Origin of the sequence: uncultured Dialister sp., assembly GCF_937959425.1 — a bacterium.
In the GTDB taxonomy this organism is placed as follows: Bacteria; Bacillota; Negativicutes; order Veillonellales; family Dialisteraceae; genus Dialister.
Genome location: NZ_CALGPS010000176.1, coordinates 1 through 18,528, shown reverse-complemented (window position 1 = coordinate 18,528; position 18,528 = coordinate 1). Strand labels below are relative to the sequence as shown.

At 57.3% G+C, this 18,528-nt stretch carries 2 protein-coding genes; both read left to right on the top strand.

Translation table 11 applies throughout. The features are described from left to right. Positions 1-532: 532 nt before the first annotated feature. Positions 533-2,194 (top strand): ShlB/FhaC/HecB family hemolysin secretion/activation protein, encoded by a 1,662-nt coding sequence (locus Q0482_RS07200; RefSeq protein ID WP_299145064.1) that lies wholly within the window; start codon positions 533-535, stop codon positions 2,192-2,194. Positions 2,195-2,262: 68 nt separating this feature from the next. Next, a complete protein-coding gene (locus tag Q0482_RS07195; RefSeq protein ID WP_299145063.1) occupies positions 2,263-18,261 on the top strand; it encodes a leukotoxin LktA family filamentous adhesin in 15,999 nt (5,332 codons plus the stop codon). Positions 18,262-18,528 lie beyond the last annotated feature (267 nt).

The window sequence follows — 18,528 nt, the reverse complement described above, 5'->3', positions numbered from 1 at the left end:
GGAGGGGGAGATTCTAGCGGCTCTGTATTTAGTGCAACTTATGGGGAGAAGGTTCTTCGCGGGTTGTTGTGCCCCCGCACAGCGGGGTGGCAAGGGAACACGAGTCACACCAGCGAACTGGATTCATAGGGGAGCCTGAGCGACCTGAGAATCCAGTGAGTCGGTGATAGCCGTGCTGTAGGGAGCCGCAGGCGACTGAGAATCCAGTGACACGCTTCCCTTTGGGTAAGTCCGGCGCAGCCGGATAGGGGGTGGCCGCGTAGCGGCCAATTCAGCAGAATGTTTAGCGAGAATTAAGCAGCAGGAGGGTAGCCCCGTAACGCTGACTTCATAATCATAGCCGCCAAAGGCGGCTATCCACAACCCTCGCCCGCAAAGTGGGCGTCAAACCTGAGAACCCTCCGGCGTAAGGCCGGTCAAACTTAAGAACCTTTTCTCTCCCCTGTCACTTGTGACAGGGTCCTGTTTTATTTTTTTTGATACGATTTAGGTAAATTGGCATAGTATGGTTTCTTCTCGGGGAGGGAAATGTATGATGAGGACTGAATGGAAACTGGCACTGCTGGTCATGGGGATTTCTGCGGTGTGCATGCCTTCTTTGGCGGCGGATGTGCCTTCTGCCATACAGCAGGTGGCGGGAAAGGCGGAGAGGACGGCAGAGACGAACCGGCAGCTTTCAGGGTATTACCGCTACAGCCGGTATCGGGATTTGAAGCCTTCGGAAAATCCGGTGTCGGTGAGTGAAGGGGAGAAGGAGAAGCCGTCCGGCGAGATTTCCTTTATGGTGAAGGAGGTGCGGGTGACGGCTTCGAAGTTCCTGACGGAGGAGGATATCCGGGGAGCGGTCCGCTTTCCCGGGCCCGGGGAGATGAAGCTCTCTGACCTTAAGGCCATGGTGGATCGGCTGAATGGGCTGTATAAAGAGAAGAAAATCCTTACGGCGGAGGCGGTTCTGCCGCCGCAGACGGTGAAGGACGGCATTGTGTACATCCGGCTCATTGAGGGTAAGTACGGGGAGACCTCTGTTTCCGGCAATCACAGGATTTCTACGGATTCCATCCTCCACCGTATCCATACGGAGAAGGGGCAGCTCTCGGACCTGCGGCGGCTGGAAGACGAGGTGCGGGTGTACAATGCCACGAATACGTACCAGCTCACGGCGCGGCTGGTGCCGGGGAAGGAAGAGGGCGCTTCGGATGTGGAGCTCTTCCTCCATGAGGCGGAAAATCCCATTTCAAGCTTTATCTTTACAGACAACACGGGACAGAAGGAGAGCGGCCGGTACCGTATCGGCGCTTACACGGAGTACCGGGGTATCGGCGGCCATGATGCCAGCCTGGCGGTGGCGCCCATTTGGACGGAGGGCATTTGGGGCGGTTCGGTGATTTATGATACGCCCATGGGACACCACGGCACAAGGATGGCTCTCTCCTACAGCCGGAACCTGGTGGATATTATTGACGGCGCCTTCAAGGATTTTGATTTGAAATCCAATTCCAATGATATGGCCCTGTCTTTCACCCATCCGCTGAATGTGACGGTTCTGTCGAAGGTGGACCTTTTTGTGGAGGGGCACCGGAAGTGGTCGGATACGTCCTATGCGGGCATGGAGCTTTCGGATAATGAGACCAGGACGGTGAAGGCAGGTCTGTCGTTTCGAAGTTTTGATGAAAACGGCCTGTGGTTCGGCATGGCCAGTGTCACCGGATTTAAGGGGAAGTACCATGTGAGCGATGAGAGGAATGACGGTTCCTATTACAATATGTACCTCATGCGGCGGCAGGACCTGCCGGGGGAAAGGTACCTCACTTTCCGGGCCTACGGGCAGTACAGCGCCTTTAAGGAGCTGCCGTCGACAGAGCAGTTCACCCTGGGCGGCATGAGTACGGTGCGGGGGTATCGGGAAAGTCTTCTTTCCGGCGATAAGGGCTGGTATGGAGGTCTGGAGTACGGTTTCCCCCTGTCCTCGGATAAGAAGAGCTGGCGGAGCTTTGTTTTCCTGGACCACGGCGTGGCCTACAACAATTACGGCACCCATGCAGTGCGTCATTTCATCACGTCCACGGGCCTTGGACTGGAATACAGTAAAGGCGGCTGGTACGGCAGGGTGGTTTACGGCATCCCCCTGAACCACAGTGATGATATCCATGGCGAGCATGGAAGAATCCATTTCTATCTGCAGCGGAACGTGTGACCGCTGTTATCCCTGATACAAAAACTTTTGGTTGAAACGCTTTTGCATATAAAGGGAGGGCGTATCTCATGAATAAGATATACAAGGTGGTATGGAATGCAGCCCGGGGCTGCTATGTGGTAGGTTCGGAGCTCATGAAGACCCATCAGGGGAAGAAGAAAAGCAGGGAAGGCGTCATTTCAAGGTCCGCCATGGCGCTTCTGACAGGTCTGGCAGGCTGGGGCGCGGCGGCAAATATCATTTATGCCGATGTGACGGTGGCGGATCCATCGAAGTATGGAAATACGGTACGGCAGAACGGCAATGTCTTTGACGTGATGAACCAGCAGGTGAAGGACAAAAACGCATTGAACCGGTTCGACCGGTTCAGCCTTACGGAAAACCAGATGGCCAATCTTCACATGGGGGATGCGGAGCGTCAGATTAATATTGTCAACCAGAGAATGGACGTGAATGGCGTGGTTAATGCCATCAAGGACAATAAAATCGGCGGCGATGTGTATTTCTTCTCGGACAAGGGCATTGCGGTAGGCGCCAAAGGGGTGTTTAACGTGGGCAGCCTTACCCTGGGCACCAATGCCAAGGCAGGGGAGAAGCTCTTTGATGAGGGATTCGGCGAGTACGACGGGAAAACGGGTACTGCTAAAGCAAAGTACATTGCAGGCAGCGGCGCCATTTCCGTGAAAGGGACTATCAACACGGATGGTGATGTCATCCTGGGCACGAAGAAGGACCTGACACTGGACGGGGCTTCTATCAAAACCCATCGTGACCTTGCGTCGGTGAATGTGGAAAGCTCTTTCTCGGATATGAGAAAACAGGTGATGAACCTTCCGGAAAAGGGGAGCGCTGACGCGGCGAAAGCCCTGGGAAACGGGGATGTGGTGCTTTACACTGAAGATAACGCTTCCGTGAGCGGCGGGAAGATTATGTCCGCCGGCGGCAATGTGACCGTCAGCGCCGTTTCTTCGGACGCCAAACTGCAGGCGGACCCGGAGGAAAAGCCTGCGGACGGCATGATTTCCATCAAGAACGCCTATATTGATTCCTCTTCTGACAAGCGGGACAGCGGGAAAATCGAAGTGTCCGCCGCAAGGGACGTGATGGGCGTTTCCCGGGTGGAAGTGGACGGCAGCACCCTGGACGCTTCCGGCAAGGGCGGTCATCATTCCGGTGACGTTGCTGTCCATGCCACGGCGGCCACCCAGCTTTATGCCTGGGACATCGGCGACGGCGCCTATGCACAGGTGCACATGGGTAAAGATAAGGACGTGAGCGGCAGAAATACCATCACCGCAGACAATGTGGACATTGCGGCCTATGCCACCACCACCGGCGACATCGGCCAGAGCAACGAATCGAAAACAGAGGCGGAGCTGGAGGCCAAAGTGCAGAACGCAGGGGAAGAAGGCACGGCTCTTTCCCTCCTGAAGGATATGGGCGGCAATCTTCGGGCTGTGGTGCAGGCCACGAAAATCAAGGCCGGTGCCGATGTGGATATTGAAAAGACGGACATGGCTGCTTTGGGCGGCGGGAAAGATGAAAGCGCTTCCCATGGAAATATTTCCATTCTTTCCAATGCCCGCTCCGCCATCCAGCCTATGACTATCGGCGCCGTGGGCTACGGCGTGAACGTGGGCATCAGTGATGTGGACTCCCATGTCCATGTGGATCACAGCAGCCTGTATGCCGCAAAGGATACGGATATTTCCGCTGTGGGGGACAATAAGGTATCCATGTCCCTCATTGAACTGAATTTCCTTGACGATAAGGTGCGGTCCACCGTGGATTTCACCTGGGCCGAATTAAACAGCCGCGTGTCGGCTGTGGTGGGCGAAAATGCCACTATTACCAGTAAGGAAGATGCGTCGGTGAAGGCGTCCTCCACCAGGACCCTGTCCTCCTCCGTGTCCAACGGCGGCGATACGAATGTCATCGGCATTGCGGCTTCCGTGGCCATGGCGGACACGAAGGCGGAGGCGGAAATGAACGGCACCGTCTATGCCGGCGGCGATGTGACCGTGGAAGCGGACAACTCCATAGCCAAGTCCGAAAGCGGCGTATACCAGGCGGACACCAGCAAGGCGTCCTCCATGAGCGGCGAATCGGGGCTCGCGCCTACGGTGAATGCCGTGAAGGACAAAGGCGGACAGGCGGCAGGGAAGGTGAAGGACGGTGCCGTATGGATTTATGAAAAAATCAAGAGCCTGGTCGCAGATAAGGGCGAAGATGAAGGCATCGAACTGGATGACCTGGATGTGGATGAGGAAAAGAATCCGGAGCAGGCGGCGGAAGCAAAGAAGAAGCCCTGGAACAAGCTGGGCCTTAACGGTGCTACGGCCATCCTTCTTTCCGGAAACGACGCCAATGCATCGGTGACGGGCAAAGTGCGGGGCATTTCCGATTCTCCGGTGGATGGGAAATATAGAGGAAATGACGCGAAAGGCGCCGGGTCCCTTACGGTGAAGGCGGAAAATATCGCCCGCACTTCCGCCAAATCGGCGGCTTTTCAGGCACCGCCGGCAAAGGAAACGGGAGCCGATGACAAGCAGGTCACCGTTTCGGCGGCAGTCACCTACACCGCCCAGAAGAATCATAGCACCGCTTTTATTTCCGGCGATACGAAAACCGAAGGCGATACGAAGGTTACGGCGGAAACAAAAATCCCCTGGCAGACAAAGCTCACCGGCACGGGCATGGCAGAAATTGGCATGAATGCGGTGTTCATCGCCATTGACGGCACGGGCCAGGAGCTTCCTTCCTACCTGGTGGACAGCTGGACCCAGACTTCCGGCAGCGGGGAAAAGGCAAACGGCGCCGCTTCCATTGCCGTGGTGAACTACGACAACAGCGCCAAAGCCTTCATCGGTAAGAAAGACGATGCCCAGAGGGAAGCACCGAAGGTGGAAGCCGGCGGGAACGTGGATGTGAATGGGACAACCGATATTACCACCGTCAATTTTACAGGCAGCGTGAAGAACCTGCTGAACAAGGCGCCTGTTAACGTATGGTCCGGCAGAAGAAATGAAATTTTCAACAAGAAGGACTGGGATCCCAATGAAGCCTCCAATACAGGCATCGGCGGCGCAGCCCTGGCGGTGCGGCAGAAGAATAATGCCGAAGCCTATATCGACGGCGGTGCGGAGGTGACAAGCGGAAAAGATACGAATGTGACCGCCCGCACAGAAGCCTTCAATCTTGCCATGACAGCCGCCGGCGGCATGGCCAAATCCCTGGCCATCGACGGCACGGTGGGCGTGAACCGCATTGACAACAGCACGAAAGCTTATCTTGGAAAGGGCACCATCACTTCCGGGAAAGATGTAAATATTTCCGCATCCGATGATTCGGTGGACGTGAACCTGGCAGGCGCCGTAGGTGCCGGCGAAGGTTCCGGCATCGGTGCCACCATCGGATACAACCATATTATCCGTGACACCGAAGCCTGCGTCACAGGAAATATGGACGCCGAAGGGGATATGACGGTGCACGCGGAAAACACGGGAGAAATCATCGCAGCCTCCGCAGCCGGCGCTGTCACCTATGAAGGAAAAGGAACAAGCGCTGTCAACGGCGGCGGAAGCTCCGGTTTCCATACTCCTGATGCGGAAGAGGAATCGGAAGATGGCGGCGGTCTGGAAGGGCTTGCTGACAGCATGGCAGGAGAGACCACAAACCTTGCCTCCTCTGCGGACAGCACGATTTCCAAAGCCGCATCGCAGGACAGCTCCATGAAGGACAATGCCGGCAAGGCTAAAGGCGGTCTGGCGGCATCGGCCAATGTGGCGGTGAACCGTATCCACGATACCTCCAGGGCCTACGTGAAGAAGGATGGGGAAGAACCGGTGATTTCCGGCGGTGCCCTCTCTGTCACCAGCAGCAATGACAGCAGCATCATTGCCACAGCCGCTGCCATTTCCGCCAGCTTTTCCTCCCAGAATACCCATGCCCTTGCAGGAAGCTTCATGTACAACTCCATCACCGGCGTGAACGAAGCCTATGTGGAAGGGGCGGACATGACCTTAACCGGCAGCAAAAAGAAGGACAGGGACGAATCCCTGGCGGTGGAAGCGGAAAATAAGGAAACCATCACCAATGTGGCCGCCAGCGGCAGCTACACCCCCAAGGGAAACGCCGTGGCAGGACAGGTGAGCCTCAACTGGGTGGACGATGAAAACCGGGCATGGGTGAAGGACTCTTCCCTTAAAGCGGACGAAGTGGTTTCCATTTCCAGTAAAAACAACGGGAAAATCGGTTCCTACACCGGCGCCGTGGCGGCTGCCACCGGCGGATCCGGCGCAAGCGGCAACGCGGTGGGCGCAGCCATCAACGTGAACCTCATGGAAGGGGATACCACCGCTTTCCTGGAAAATACGGAAGTCAAAGGCGCCTCTTCCGGCAGCGCCGGAAAAACGGCGGTGACGGCGGAGGAAAAGAGCCATATCACCTCCATCGTGGCGTCCGGGGCGGCGGCCAATAATTTCGGCGGCGCTTTCTCCGCCAGCGGAAACTGGATCCATACCGCAGCCGACGCCCATGTAGAGAACAATAAGAGCATGGAGGCAGAAAGCCTTGCCGTGGAGGCGGGGAAGCATTCCACCTCTACCCTGGGCGTAGGCAGTGCGGCCATCGGAAATCAGGCGGCGGGAGCTTCCATCGGCGTCATGGTGAATGATTCCACCGTGAAGGCGTCCCTCGCCGGCAGTGAAGACCATGTCATTTCCGGCGGCGGCATCACGGTGAAGGCGGACAATGCCTACAACGGATCCGCCTCGGACAGTGAAAGTGACAGCACCGCCAAAAACGTGGCGGTGGGATTTGCCGGCGGCGCGGCCCAGTTTGGCGGCTCCGGCTCCGTTACCGTGAACGTCATCAGGCAGACCACCGACGCTTCTCTTGGCAAAGGAAGATATGATGCAGGAAGCGGCAAGGTGGACGTGGAAGCCATCACAAAGGCAAATCTCTTCGGCCTGGCCGGCGGCGTGTCTGTTTCCGGCGGCACCGGCATCGGCGCGGCGGTGGATGTAGAGCATTATACCGGCCATACCTATGCAGGGCTGGAAGACGGGGCCGACATCATTGACGGCGCCGGGGTCATTGTGAATGCGGACTCTTCTGAAAACATGACCTCCATTGCCGCCACCCTGGCAGGCGGCAGCAGCTTCGGCGGCGCCGGAGCGGCAGGAGCCCATTCCATCACCACCGATACCGGAGCCTATATGGGAAGCGGCAAAGGCAGTAAAGGGGCAAAGGCCGTGGTGAAGGGCACTGTGGATGTCAAAGCGAAAGACACCACAAAGCTCACCACCGCAGCCGGAAGCGGCGGCATCGGCGAAAGCGCGGGCGTAGGCCTTACGGCGGCAGTGGAAGTGGTGGACAAGAATGTCACTGCTTCGGTGGGTAAGAATTCGAAGGTCAATGCAGCAGGACTTTCCGTTTCCGTTGAAAATACAAGCGATTCCGTCACCTTTGCCGCAGGCCTTGGCGCCGGCGGCACCGCAGGCGTGGCAGGAGCGGCATCGGAAACCTTTGTCACCCATACCACGAAAGCCTTTGTGGATGACGGTGCCGATGTCACTGTTAACAGCCGTCCCGGCAGGGCGGATGACGGCAGGGCCCTTATCAAAGCAGCTTCTTCCTTCACCCAGGGAAGCGGCGCAGGAAGCCTTGGCGCCTCCGGCACCGTAGGCGCCGGTCTTGCCAATGCCACCGTGTCTCTTAACGCTGACACCGAAGCCTATGCAGGAAATGGGGCCAAAGTGAAGGCAGATGACATTGCCATCGACGCCTCCCATAAGACAGACATTACCTACGCCACCATTGCCGGCGGCGTAGGCGGCAATGCAGGCCTTTCCGGCTCCATCGGCGTGAACGTGCTGGATACGGAAACAAAGGCATACACCGGAAATGACGCGGCCCTTACGGCGGCTGCCAAAGACATTACCCTTTCCGCTGAAGACACCACGAAGCTTCACGGCGGAAACGGCGGCGCAGTCATTGGCATTAACGGCGGCGGCGCCGGGGCGGCGGTAGCGGCCACAGTGGTGAAGAAAGACACTGAAACCTATGCAGGAAAGAATGCAAAACTGGACAGCAGAGGCAAAGTGACCCTTTCTTCCGATAATAAGGAAAATCTGCTGAACGTTTCCATCCAGGCCTCCGGCGGTCTTTATGCCGGCCTGGCGGGCGCGGCGAACTCCACCGTCCTTCATGCCACCACCAAAGCATTCACCGACACCGGCGTATCCATCAATACCGGTGAAGACTACAGAAACGGAGGCGGCGATGTGAGCCTTGCCGCCACCCATGAAATCGAAAGGATGGACTCCACCGCCGCCGGCGCGGCGGCAGGCGCAGGTTCCATCGGTGCCGGTGTGGACGTGGGCGTTGTACGCACCCAGACCAATGCATACCTGGGCGATGGCAATACAGTCCATACGAAGGGCTCTGTTTCCGTGAAAGCCCATGACAATATGCATGACATTGCCACCCGTCCCCTGGCGGCTTCCATCGGCGGCGTGGGACTCTCCGGCAGTATTTCCGTCTACAGCTTCGGCGGCGCCCTGTCGGATGATGATAAGGCGGCGCTGAAGGGAAAAACATCGGAAAATGGAGAGGAAATGGGATTTGATGACTGGACCGACAGTCAGATTAACGATTCTTCCACCGCAGCCGCCATGGGCGCCTATGACAGCGAAGCATTAAGCCATGTGAAAGCAAAGCTGGGCACTTCCTTCTCCTCCAAGGCGCCCTCCAGCACCGGCGAAGCAGGGACGCTCTCCAAAGTGGGCAGCGGCACTTCTATTTCCGCCGGCGGCAGCGTCACCGTGGAAGCGGATGATACCCTTTCCGTGACGAATACCATGGGCAATCTATCCGCCGGCGCCGCAGCGGCAGGCACCTCCGTGTCCGTAGTGACAGGGGACAAGGATGTGAAGGCCCTGGTGGACCGGGCGGCTTCTATCCGGGCCGCAGGAGATGTGACGGTGAAAGCCGATTCTTCCCACCGCCTTTCCAGCGCCATGGTGGGCGCTTCCGTTTCCGGCGGCGTTTCCATCCAGGGCACCGAAGAAACATGGAAGGACACCGCCCGGGTGGCGGCCCTTCTGGGAGATACAAACGGCATTCACGGAAAGAATATTTCCATCACCTCCAACAATACCCATGATTTGAACTCCCTCCTCACCGGCGCGTCCGTGGCTCTTTCCGGTGCGCTGAACGGCGCCGTCATTACGGCGGACGTCTCCGGTACTTCCGAAGCAGGGGTGGGCGGCAATGGCACCTATGACAAAGAGGTGAAGGCGGACGAAGACGTGACCATTTCCGCCGATGCCCATACAAGGCTTGGCGCCAAAGCCGTCGGCGCCGCTGTGGGCGTCTATGCAGGCGCCGGCACGGGAGTGAAGCTTTCCTCCGATGTGGATACGAAGGCCTTCACCGGAAAAGGAGAAAAGATTTTCGGAAAGAACATCTCCATCACCTCCCATAACACCCCTGTCCTTGACAACCTGGCGGTATCCGCCGGCCTGGGTCTGGCAGGCGTGGGTGTGACGGTGGCGGAAAATGAATCGAAGGATGATTCCCGCGTCCTCATCGGCGAAAGCACCGTCCTTGCCGCAGAAAAGAAGGTGGATGTATCTTCGTCCATGAGCCGCCCTGACGGTTCTATGAAAGAGGAAAAGGGAAAATACAATTCCTTTGCCCGGGCCATTGCAGGCGCCGGCGGCGTGGTGGCAGGCTCCGCAGCCATCACCGGCGCCACCATGAACCACGAAACGGAAACGGAAGTGGGGGCCCATGCGAAAATCACCGGCGGCACCGTTTCCATTTCCGCCAGCCATGACGACGTGGCCAACGTGGAAATGGAAACCGCAGCAGCCGGCATGTACAGCGGCACCGGCGGCGACATGAGGACAAATATGACCTCCGGCGTGAAGGTGACCCTGAAAGACGGCGTGTCCATCGTTTCTTCCGACGATACGAAGGTCCTTGCGGAAAACAGGTCCGAAAAGAACTGGCTTGACGGGAAGGACCATAAGAACGGCATCAGCGGCGGCGCATCCCTGGCAGGAGGCAGCGGCATTGTCAATCATACTTCCATCACCCATACCACCAAAGTGGACATGGGCAAAGTGACGGTTTCCGGAAACGGCGCAGCCCTTTCGGCTGACGAAAAGGCGAAAGGCCTTACGGAATACGATAAGAAGGGCATTGCCGTAGATGCAAAGAGCACCATCATTTCCAGGGACTACAACACCATTGCCACCGGCTCTGCAGTCAGCGCGGCCCACGTGAAGAACACAACCGAGGCCAAAGCCGATACGGACGTCACCGTGGCGGAAGGGGCTTCCTTCAAGGCAGGCGGCACGGACGAAGCGTCCAGGGAGTACAATGACCGGGATTTCACGGCCAATGGTTCGGGAAGCAGGGCCTCCTCCTACCGCGGCGGGTCTATCGCTTTCGGCAGCAGGAATGATGCGGATATTTCCTCCTATACCATGGTGGACGTATTCGGCGCTGCCGGCTATGCCGGTTCCACCAATGACGTCACCTATATCGGCCATGCCGATACCAGCTTCAACGGCTCTGCAGAAACGGCCAGAGGCGACATCCGCACCGCAGCCGGCAGGGACAGCAGCGGAAATACGGGCACCCTCCGCGCCCAGGGCACCAGTGACATCCTAAATGCCACAGCCATTCCTATTTCCATAGCCGGAGACCCGGAAGTCACTGTAGAGAGCCATGCAGACCTCACGCTGGGAGAAAAGGCATCCCTTAAGAGCGACCGGGATGTGTATCTGGAATCCCAGGCAGGCTATGCGGCAGCCCTTGCTTCCGGTGAAGTGAAGGACTGGGTGAACAAGCTGGCCGAAGCCTTCGGCTCCGATGGCTACAAACTGGGCAAGGCCCATGAAAATACATCGTCTGCTGCCAATATTTCCGGCTCTGTGGAAACAGGCATTCACCGGGACCGCCATATTTCCTTCTGGGGCGTACCTGAAAAGGATAAAGACGGAAACCTCACAGGAAACTGGATTCTCTACACTGACCGGAATGGCGATATTTCCTACACCGTCAGCGGCAGTGTGCCGGTGGGAACGGACCTTTACAGAAGGCTGGACGAACTGGACGGCCTCAAGGGGGACGACGCCGCCATGGCTGCCTATGATGCGGAAAGGAAATTCATCCAGAGCAAACTGGTGGAACAGGGCCTTGGTTACTACCAGGGAACCACCTTTGTCCGCCTGCCGGTGAATGATCCTTCCGAATACGACGACATGGCCGGCAAAATGAAGGACGGCTCCTCCTATCTTGCTTCCCGGGCGGACCTGAAGGCCATGTATACCGATGCAAAGAGGGAATCGGAAGACCAGTCCAGGGCCCTCTCTTCCGTGCAGACTTCCTATGACAGCTGGAAAGATGCGGCAGCAGCGGAAAGCAGGGCACAGTCCTCCTACGACAGGGCTCTCACTGTGAAGAATGAAAAGGAAACGGACCTCGCCAGTAGGGAAGCAGCCGTAGACAGCGTAAGGGGAAGCGAGAGTCTTGAGGACTATGTGAAGGCCCACGGCGATGAAAAAGTGGTGAAATCCTACCTCTTTGCCAAATCCGCCTATGACAGTGCTGCCGGCAGTGCGAAAGACGCCGCTTCGGCGCTGGAGACGGCCAAAGGGAAGACCCTTTCTGCCGCTTCCTCCTACAAGGAACGTGCGAAGAGCTATGATACAGTCTATTTATCTTCCTTCAGCACAGACCCCACGGCGGCGCTGGGAGAAAGGCTTAAGACAGAAGCGGACGAGCTGGCCAAAGAGCAGAAGCTGTACAGCGATTCCATTTCCGCCATGGACAGTGATATTTCCTACAAGAAGAACCAGCTGAAAGCCACCGACGATTTCTTCGCCAAAGGCGGGAAAGAAGTGAACGGACAGTTCGTCACCGCCTCCGGCACCGTCATCGACGGCAATGAGTATGCATACGAAGGCGGCAGCTATGTGCTTCTCCACAAGACTGCCTACAACCGCCTTACCCATGAAATCAATGTGGGCAGCGTCACCTCCCGGCTGGGGGACATCCATCTGGAAGGGGACACCATTTACGGCACCGGCAGCCTTAAGGCCTCCGGCGACGGAAAGGTGACCATCACCAACAATACCCCCTACAACCTCTATGTGAATGATGTGACGGTGGCAGGAAAAGGCAGCACCGAAGGCGTAGGCCGGGGCGGCATGATTTACAGAAGCGGCAGCGCCCTTTCCTCCTCGTCTGCTTCCGGCATCCTGAAGGAAATCAACGACAAGAACCGGGACAAGACGAAGAGCGCCTCCTTCACCGGCGTGGTGACAAGAAATCTCTCCGCCAAACCGGAAGTCACCATCCGGAATACCTTTGCTCCCCAGTCTAAAGAGTACATGGCAGGGAAGGAAAGCGTCTTCTCTGCGCCTTCCCTTCATACGAAGGGAGTGGTGTACAATCCCCGGGGCGCCGTATCCGTCACGAGCACAAGCGGCGACGTGTACAATGAAGGCTCCATCAACGGCGCTGCCATCAGCGTCACTGCCAATAACGGCGACTACATCCAGTCCTACAACCCCAATTATCGTATTTCCAATATGGGAGGCACGCCGCTGGATGACGCCGGAAATCTCCAGTCCGCTGACGGCATGGGCATCCTGGCCAACGGAAATATCTACATTTCCGCCCGCTATGTGAACATCAACAGCACCATCCAGAGCGGCGTGGCGGAATGGAAGTACACCATTCCCGCCGATTTCACCCTCTATTACAGAGACGCTGACGGCAAAGTGCACGGCGGCCTTTCCGCCGCCGACGCGAAGGCCCTTTCCGGATCCCACACTTTCTACGTGGCGGATAAGGACGGAAATGCCATCAACCGGAACGGCGACAGGTCCGCCTCCGACAGCACCGGCGAAAGGCTCACCTATGACGTGGAAACGGACCGTTTCGTCCTTTCCAACGTGGAAGTCCGCGGCGGCCATGTGTCCATCGTAGGTACCATCATCAATACCGCCCGGTCCGGTGCGGCGAAAGGAAATATCAAAGCCCTGGACGGCTATGGCACCATCACCGTGGACAACCGGAGCGGGAAAGACCTGGAACTCCGGGCATTGAGCACCGGTGACGGCGTGGAAGGCACCATCGAAATCACGGACCTGGATAAGAGCAGCGGCGCCGTGCGGCAGAAGGTGGTCTACACCAGAAGGGCTGATGGCATCTATCAGTCCGTCAACGGCGCAGACCCGGTGAAGGTGACCGGCGAAAGCAGCACTTCCTACGCCACCGACAGCCATATGTACTACTCCTACCAGACCGGACGGGACTGGAGCGTCACCAACCGCTACGAATACCACGGCACAAGAAACGACTGGTTCGGCATCCAGAATGAACAGCCCACCAAAGATGAACTCCTTGCCATCGGCGGCAAGCTGGTGGCGTCGAACCCCGGCGTGGAACGGCCGCTGAACGGCGGATACTACGTGTCCACCACCAACGACGTGAATAAGACGGATACCGGAGAATACTACCACACCTCCGAGAGGACCATTGAAAACGGGAATGCCCGCTACAGCTGGGATATCAAGTCCAAGCGCCTCTGGTATACCCTAGGCCTTGCCAAGAAATGGGACGTAGTGATGACTGAAGACCTGTCCAAAAACACGGTGAAGCAGTATTCCGTGAAAGCGGACTATCCGGTAGGCATCGAATTCTTCGGAAACCAGGAGGGCGGCAGCCTTTCCGTTTCCGGAAATACAGGCAGCCTCTACATTGAGGGGGTACTCAACAATAAAGGCGGCAGCACGTCCCTTTCCGGAAAAGACATCATCCAGGGAAGCGCCGGCTTCATTGATACGAAATCCCTCTCCCTCACTGCCAGCGGCAGCGCAGGCAAAGGAAATGGCATCCGCACGGCTGCTGAAACCGTGGACGGCAGCGCCGGCGACACCTTTGCCGTCAATGTTTCCGACCACGGCGTCACCCTGGGCGGCGTCACGGCAGGAAAACTGGCCTCCATCACCGCCGCTGACGGCATTTCCCAGAAAGAGGAAAGCATTGTCAAATCAGACCGCATCGAGCTTTCGGCCGGAAACGGCGCCATTTCCGGAAAGGGCGGCGCCTTCCATGTGGAAACAGGAAGTCCAGAAGGCGGCGCTGCGGACAGCCGCTATGGCCTCAAGGCAGCGGCCGCAGGAGACATTGCCATTACCAATACCTCCGGTGACCTTTACCTTGACAGCGTCACTTCAGACAAAGGAAACGTGACCCTCACCACCAGCGGCAGCTTCATTGATAACAATTTCACCGACAGGGACAATGAAAATGCCAGAGAGAAGCTGGAAGGCTGGGCAAGGAAAGCGGTACTGGAAAACTCCAGCGAAACCATTTCCAAGCAGAAGACACTCCTTATCAATAAGGTGGAAGCTAAGTACAATGAATACCTCGCCCTTTCTTCCCATGTGAAGGATGGCGTCTACATCCTGGATGGCGCTGAAAAGACATCCCTTGCGGCATCGGGCATCACTGACCTTGACGCCTACGCGGCGGAAAAGCAGGCCCGCTATGAAGAACTGAAAAAGACCGCAGGCACCTGGACGAAAGAAGGGGTGGCTGCATACATCAAGTCCATCGAAGGCAGCAGTGACACCAATCTCTACGGCAATGCCGCCCTCAAAGCGGAAAGCCTTGCAGGCGACACCTGCCTTACCGCCGCTGAAAAGGCGGAGGCCCTGGTGGGATCCGCCAAGTCCGCCAAGGACCTCCTTGTCACATTTGCCCCCGGCGGCATTAAGGAAGGCATCACCGATACCAATGCCACCATCAAGGGAACGCCCCACGTATCCGGAAAGAATGTGACCTTGACGGCCCTGGGGGATGGAACCATGGGCAGCGGCAGCATCGGCGAAAAGAAGACCGGAATCACCGTGGACCTGTCGAAGGACAACATTCCAAACCTTACTTCCGAAGAACTGCTGGCCCTGGCGGCGGCAGAAAGAGGGGACTTCAAGGTCAGCGGCGACAAAGTCACCGTCAGCACCGTCCGTCCCATTGATACGAAAGCCGGCGGCATCCTCACTGCCAAAGCAGACAAGGGCGCCCTGTACATCACCAGCCAGGAAGGCATCCATGAAGGAAGCACCATTGAGGCCGGCGGCGAAGTGCGCCTCAAAACAAAAGGCGCCATCACCGGCGCTGATGTGAAGGCAGGAGACCAGGTGGTACTGGAATCGGCCGGCGGCGCCATCAGTGATGTCACCTTGAAAGGCAGCGGCGTCGTCACCGCCCGGGCGGAAAAAGGCGTGGAAATCAATAAAGAAGGGGACCTGGTCATCCATACCCTCTATGCCTCCGATGGAGACGTGGCCGTGCATATCACAGAGGGCAGCGTCTACGCCGAAGAAGGCAATGACGAGGAAGGAAATGAACAGGGCACCACCTTTGTGAACGTGGAAGGAAAGAATATTTCCATCACCGGCGCAGACAGCATCCTGGGCGAAAAAGGAAATGCCGGCTCCCTGGGCATGAAGGCCATGGGCGGCGCCATCAGGGCAGAAGTGAAAGACCGGGCGGATATCACAGTCTTTGGAAATCCGGAAGACAGTGAAACAAAGATTTCCGCCAGAGACCTTGCCCTCACCAGCCGCGGAGATATCAAGGCCGGCACCTTCAGCGGAAGCGAAACACTCACCGTCTACAACGCAGGAAAAGTATGGGGCGGTACCTTCCGGGGCGGAGATGTGAGCCTTACCAATGGCGGAACTCTTTCCGGCGGAAGCTTTACCGCAGGTGGAAATATGACCATGGTGAACAGGAAAGACGGTGTCATGGAAAATGGATCCTTCGCCGGAAACGACCTTGCCTTCACCAACAAAGGAAAGGCCGCCGGCGGCAGTTACAAAGCTGATGCATCCATGAACCTTGCCAACGAGGGCAGCCTGGAAAAGGGCACCTTCGAATCAGAAGGCACCCTGGACATGGCAAACAGCGGAACCGTGGGCAGGTCGTCCCTCACTGCAGAGAGAGACCTCACCTACAGCGACAGGGAGACCGGAGCCATCATGGACAGCTCCCTCACCTCCAAAACAGGAAAGGTCATCCTGGGAGGGAAAGCCCCCCTCCTTGGCAGAGTGGAAAATGTGGCCATCAGCGCGGCCCATGACATCGCCATGAACGCCAAATCGGACATCACTCTCACCTTCGTCAAAGGAAGCGACGTCTCCCTCACCACCGGCGGAAACCTCACTGTAGACAAGGCGGAAACCACGGAAGGCAGCCTCACGCTGGACGCAGGAGAAAAACTCACCGCCAAAACCCTCACCTCCACATCAGGGTTGACGGCAAAGAGCGGCACCGACATGGAAGTGGAAACCATGAACGCTAAAGGCGCGGCAGAGCTTACTGCGAAAGAAAACCTCAGCCTTACGAAAGGCAAAGCAGCGTCCCTTACCATGAAGTCCGGCAGGGGCATGACCGTAGGCGAAGCAGAGACCACGGACGGTGACCTTGCGCTGGACGCAGGAGAGAAACTTACCGCCAAAACCCTCACCTCCACATCAGGGTTGACGGCAAAGAGCGGTACCGACATGGAAGTGGAAACCATGAATGCCAAAGGCGCGGCAGAGCTTACTGCAAAAGAAAACCTCAGCCTTACGAAAGGCAAAGCCGCTTCCCTTACCATGAAGTCCGGCAGGGGCATGACCGTAGGCGAAGCAGAAACCACAGACGGTGACCTTGCGCTGGACGCAGGAGAAAAACTTACCGCAAAAACCCTCACCTCTACATCAGGGTTGAACCTGACCAGCGGAAATGATATGGACGTGGATTATTTCACCGCCTGGGAAGAAGCGAAACTGGAATCCGGTGACAACATCCGGCTGAAAGAAGGAAGGGCGGGAGACGTTTTCATGGACGCCGGCAGGAACCTCTTTGTAGAGGATACCCTGCAGGCCCGTATGGGAAGCGCATCCCTGAAGGCGGCAGAAGATGCCAATATCCACAGCCTCACCGCCCATAAAAACGTGGACCTCCTCTCCGGCGGAAACGCATTCATTGAATCCGTGGAAACCAAAGAAGGAGACGCTGCTTTCACCTCCGAAACAGGAGATTTGGAAGTACTGGAATCCCAGATTGCAGGAGCCCTCCTCATGAAGGCAGGCAGAAATATCCGCCTCAGCCGCTCCCATTCCGTGAAACTTTCCATGAAGGCCGGAGAAAGCATGGAAACCAAAGGCGAAAATGCCCTGATTTCCACCGGCGATGCAGATATGGAAGCAGGAGAGACTATCCGTATTTCCAGCCGTTCCCCGGTGATGAAAATGGAAGGCGTGGATACGGAAAGATTCCCCTCCGTCCTGACCGGCAGCGGCGATGCAGGAAGCATCCTGACCGCCGAAGCCAAAGGCACGGACTTTGACCCCTCCGGCAAAGGAAGCGCCCGTCTGGAAACGGACACAGGCAGAGTGAAGATTTCCGCAAAGATTGTGGAAATGGACACCCTCTTCACGGCCGGAGCGGCGGATATCGAGATGAAGGCAGACTATGCAGGGGTGGATGATATGTCCGCAGGCAAAGGCACCGCCCTCACCCTCACAGGCTTCAGCGGCAGGCAGACCGGTTACGGCGGTTTCCATACCACCACCGCCCCCTTCCTCCTGAAGGACAGCTTCGTGGAAAATCTGTACCTCACCGGCATCGACGACCTTTCCCTTTGGAACACCACCCTCGGCGGAGACAGCCGCCTGGCCACCTCCTTCATGACCTTCACCGTCAGGAAAAACGGCGGCGCCCTGGGCGAACACATGGGCAGCCTCACCCTCCATGGCTATGACATCGCCACCGGAGAAAGACTGGGAGATGTGAGAAACGGCATCACCATCAACGGCAGCTATTTCACCCCCACCGGCACCAGCGTCATGTACAGGAGCATCTACCAGGACAATGAACTGGGAGACGATGGCAGGGAAAAAGAAAAGAGCGATGACAGGGACCACTACCAGGAAATCGGATTCGCTCCCGCTGCGGAATCGGAAGACTATGTGGTATTGATGAAATAAGGCAGCAGAAAAAGCACCCCGGAATGGGGGTGCTTTTTCTGTGGGGCCGCTTTGCGGCCCCGGGGTGACGGGCCCTGGGGGCCCGAGGTTTGACGCGCCGAATGGCGCGAAGGTTCTCAGGTTTGACACGGCCTCTGGCCGTGAAGGTTGTGGTAGCGCCCTTATGGACACGCCCTTCGGGCGTGAGGGTTTAGAAGGTGCAAAAGGTTCTAAAGTTGTGCGCCAGTTCGGCGTGTATAGTATAGTCTGGTGAAAGCCCAGACCCGG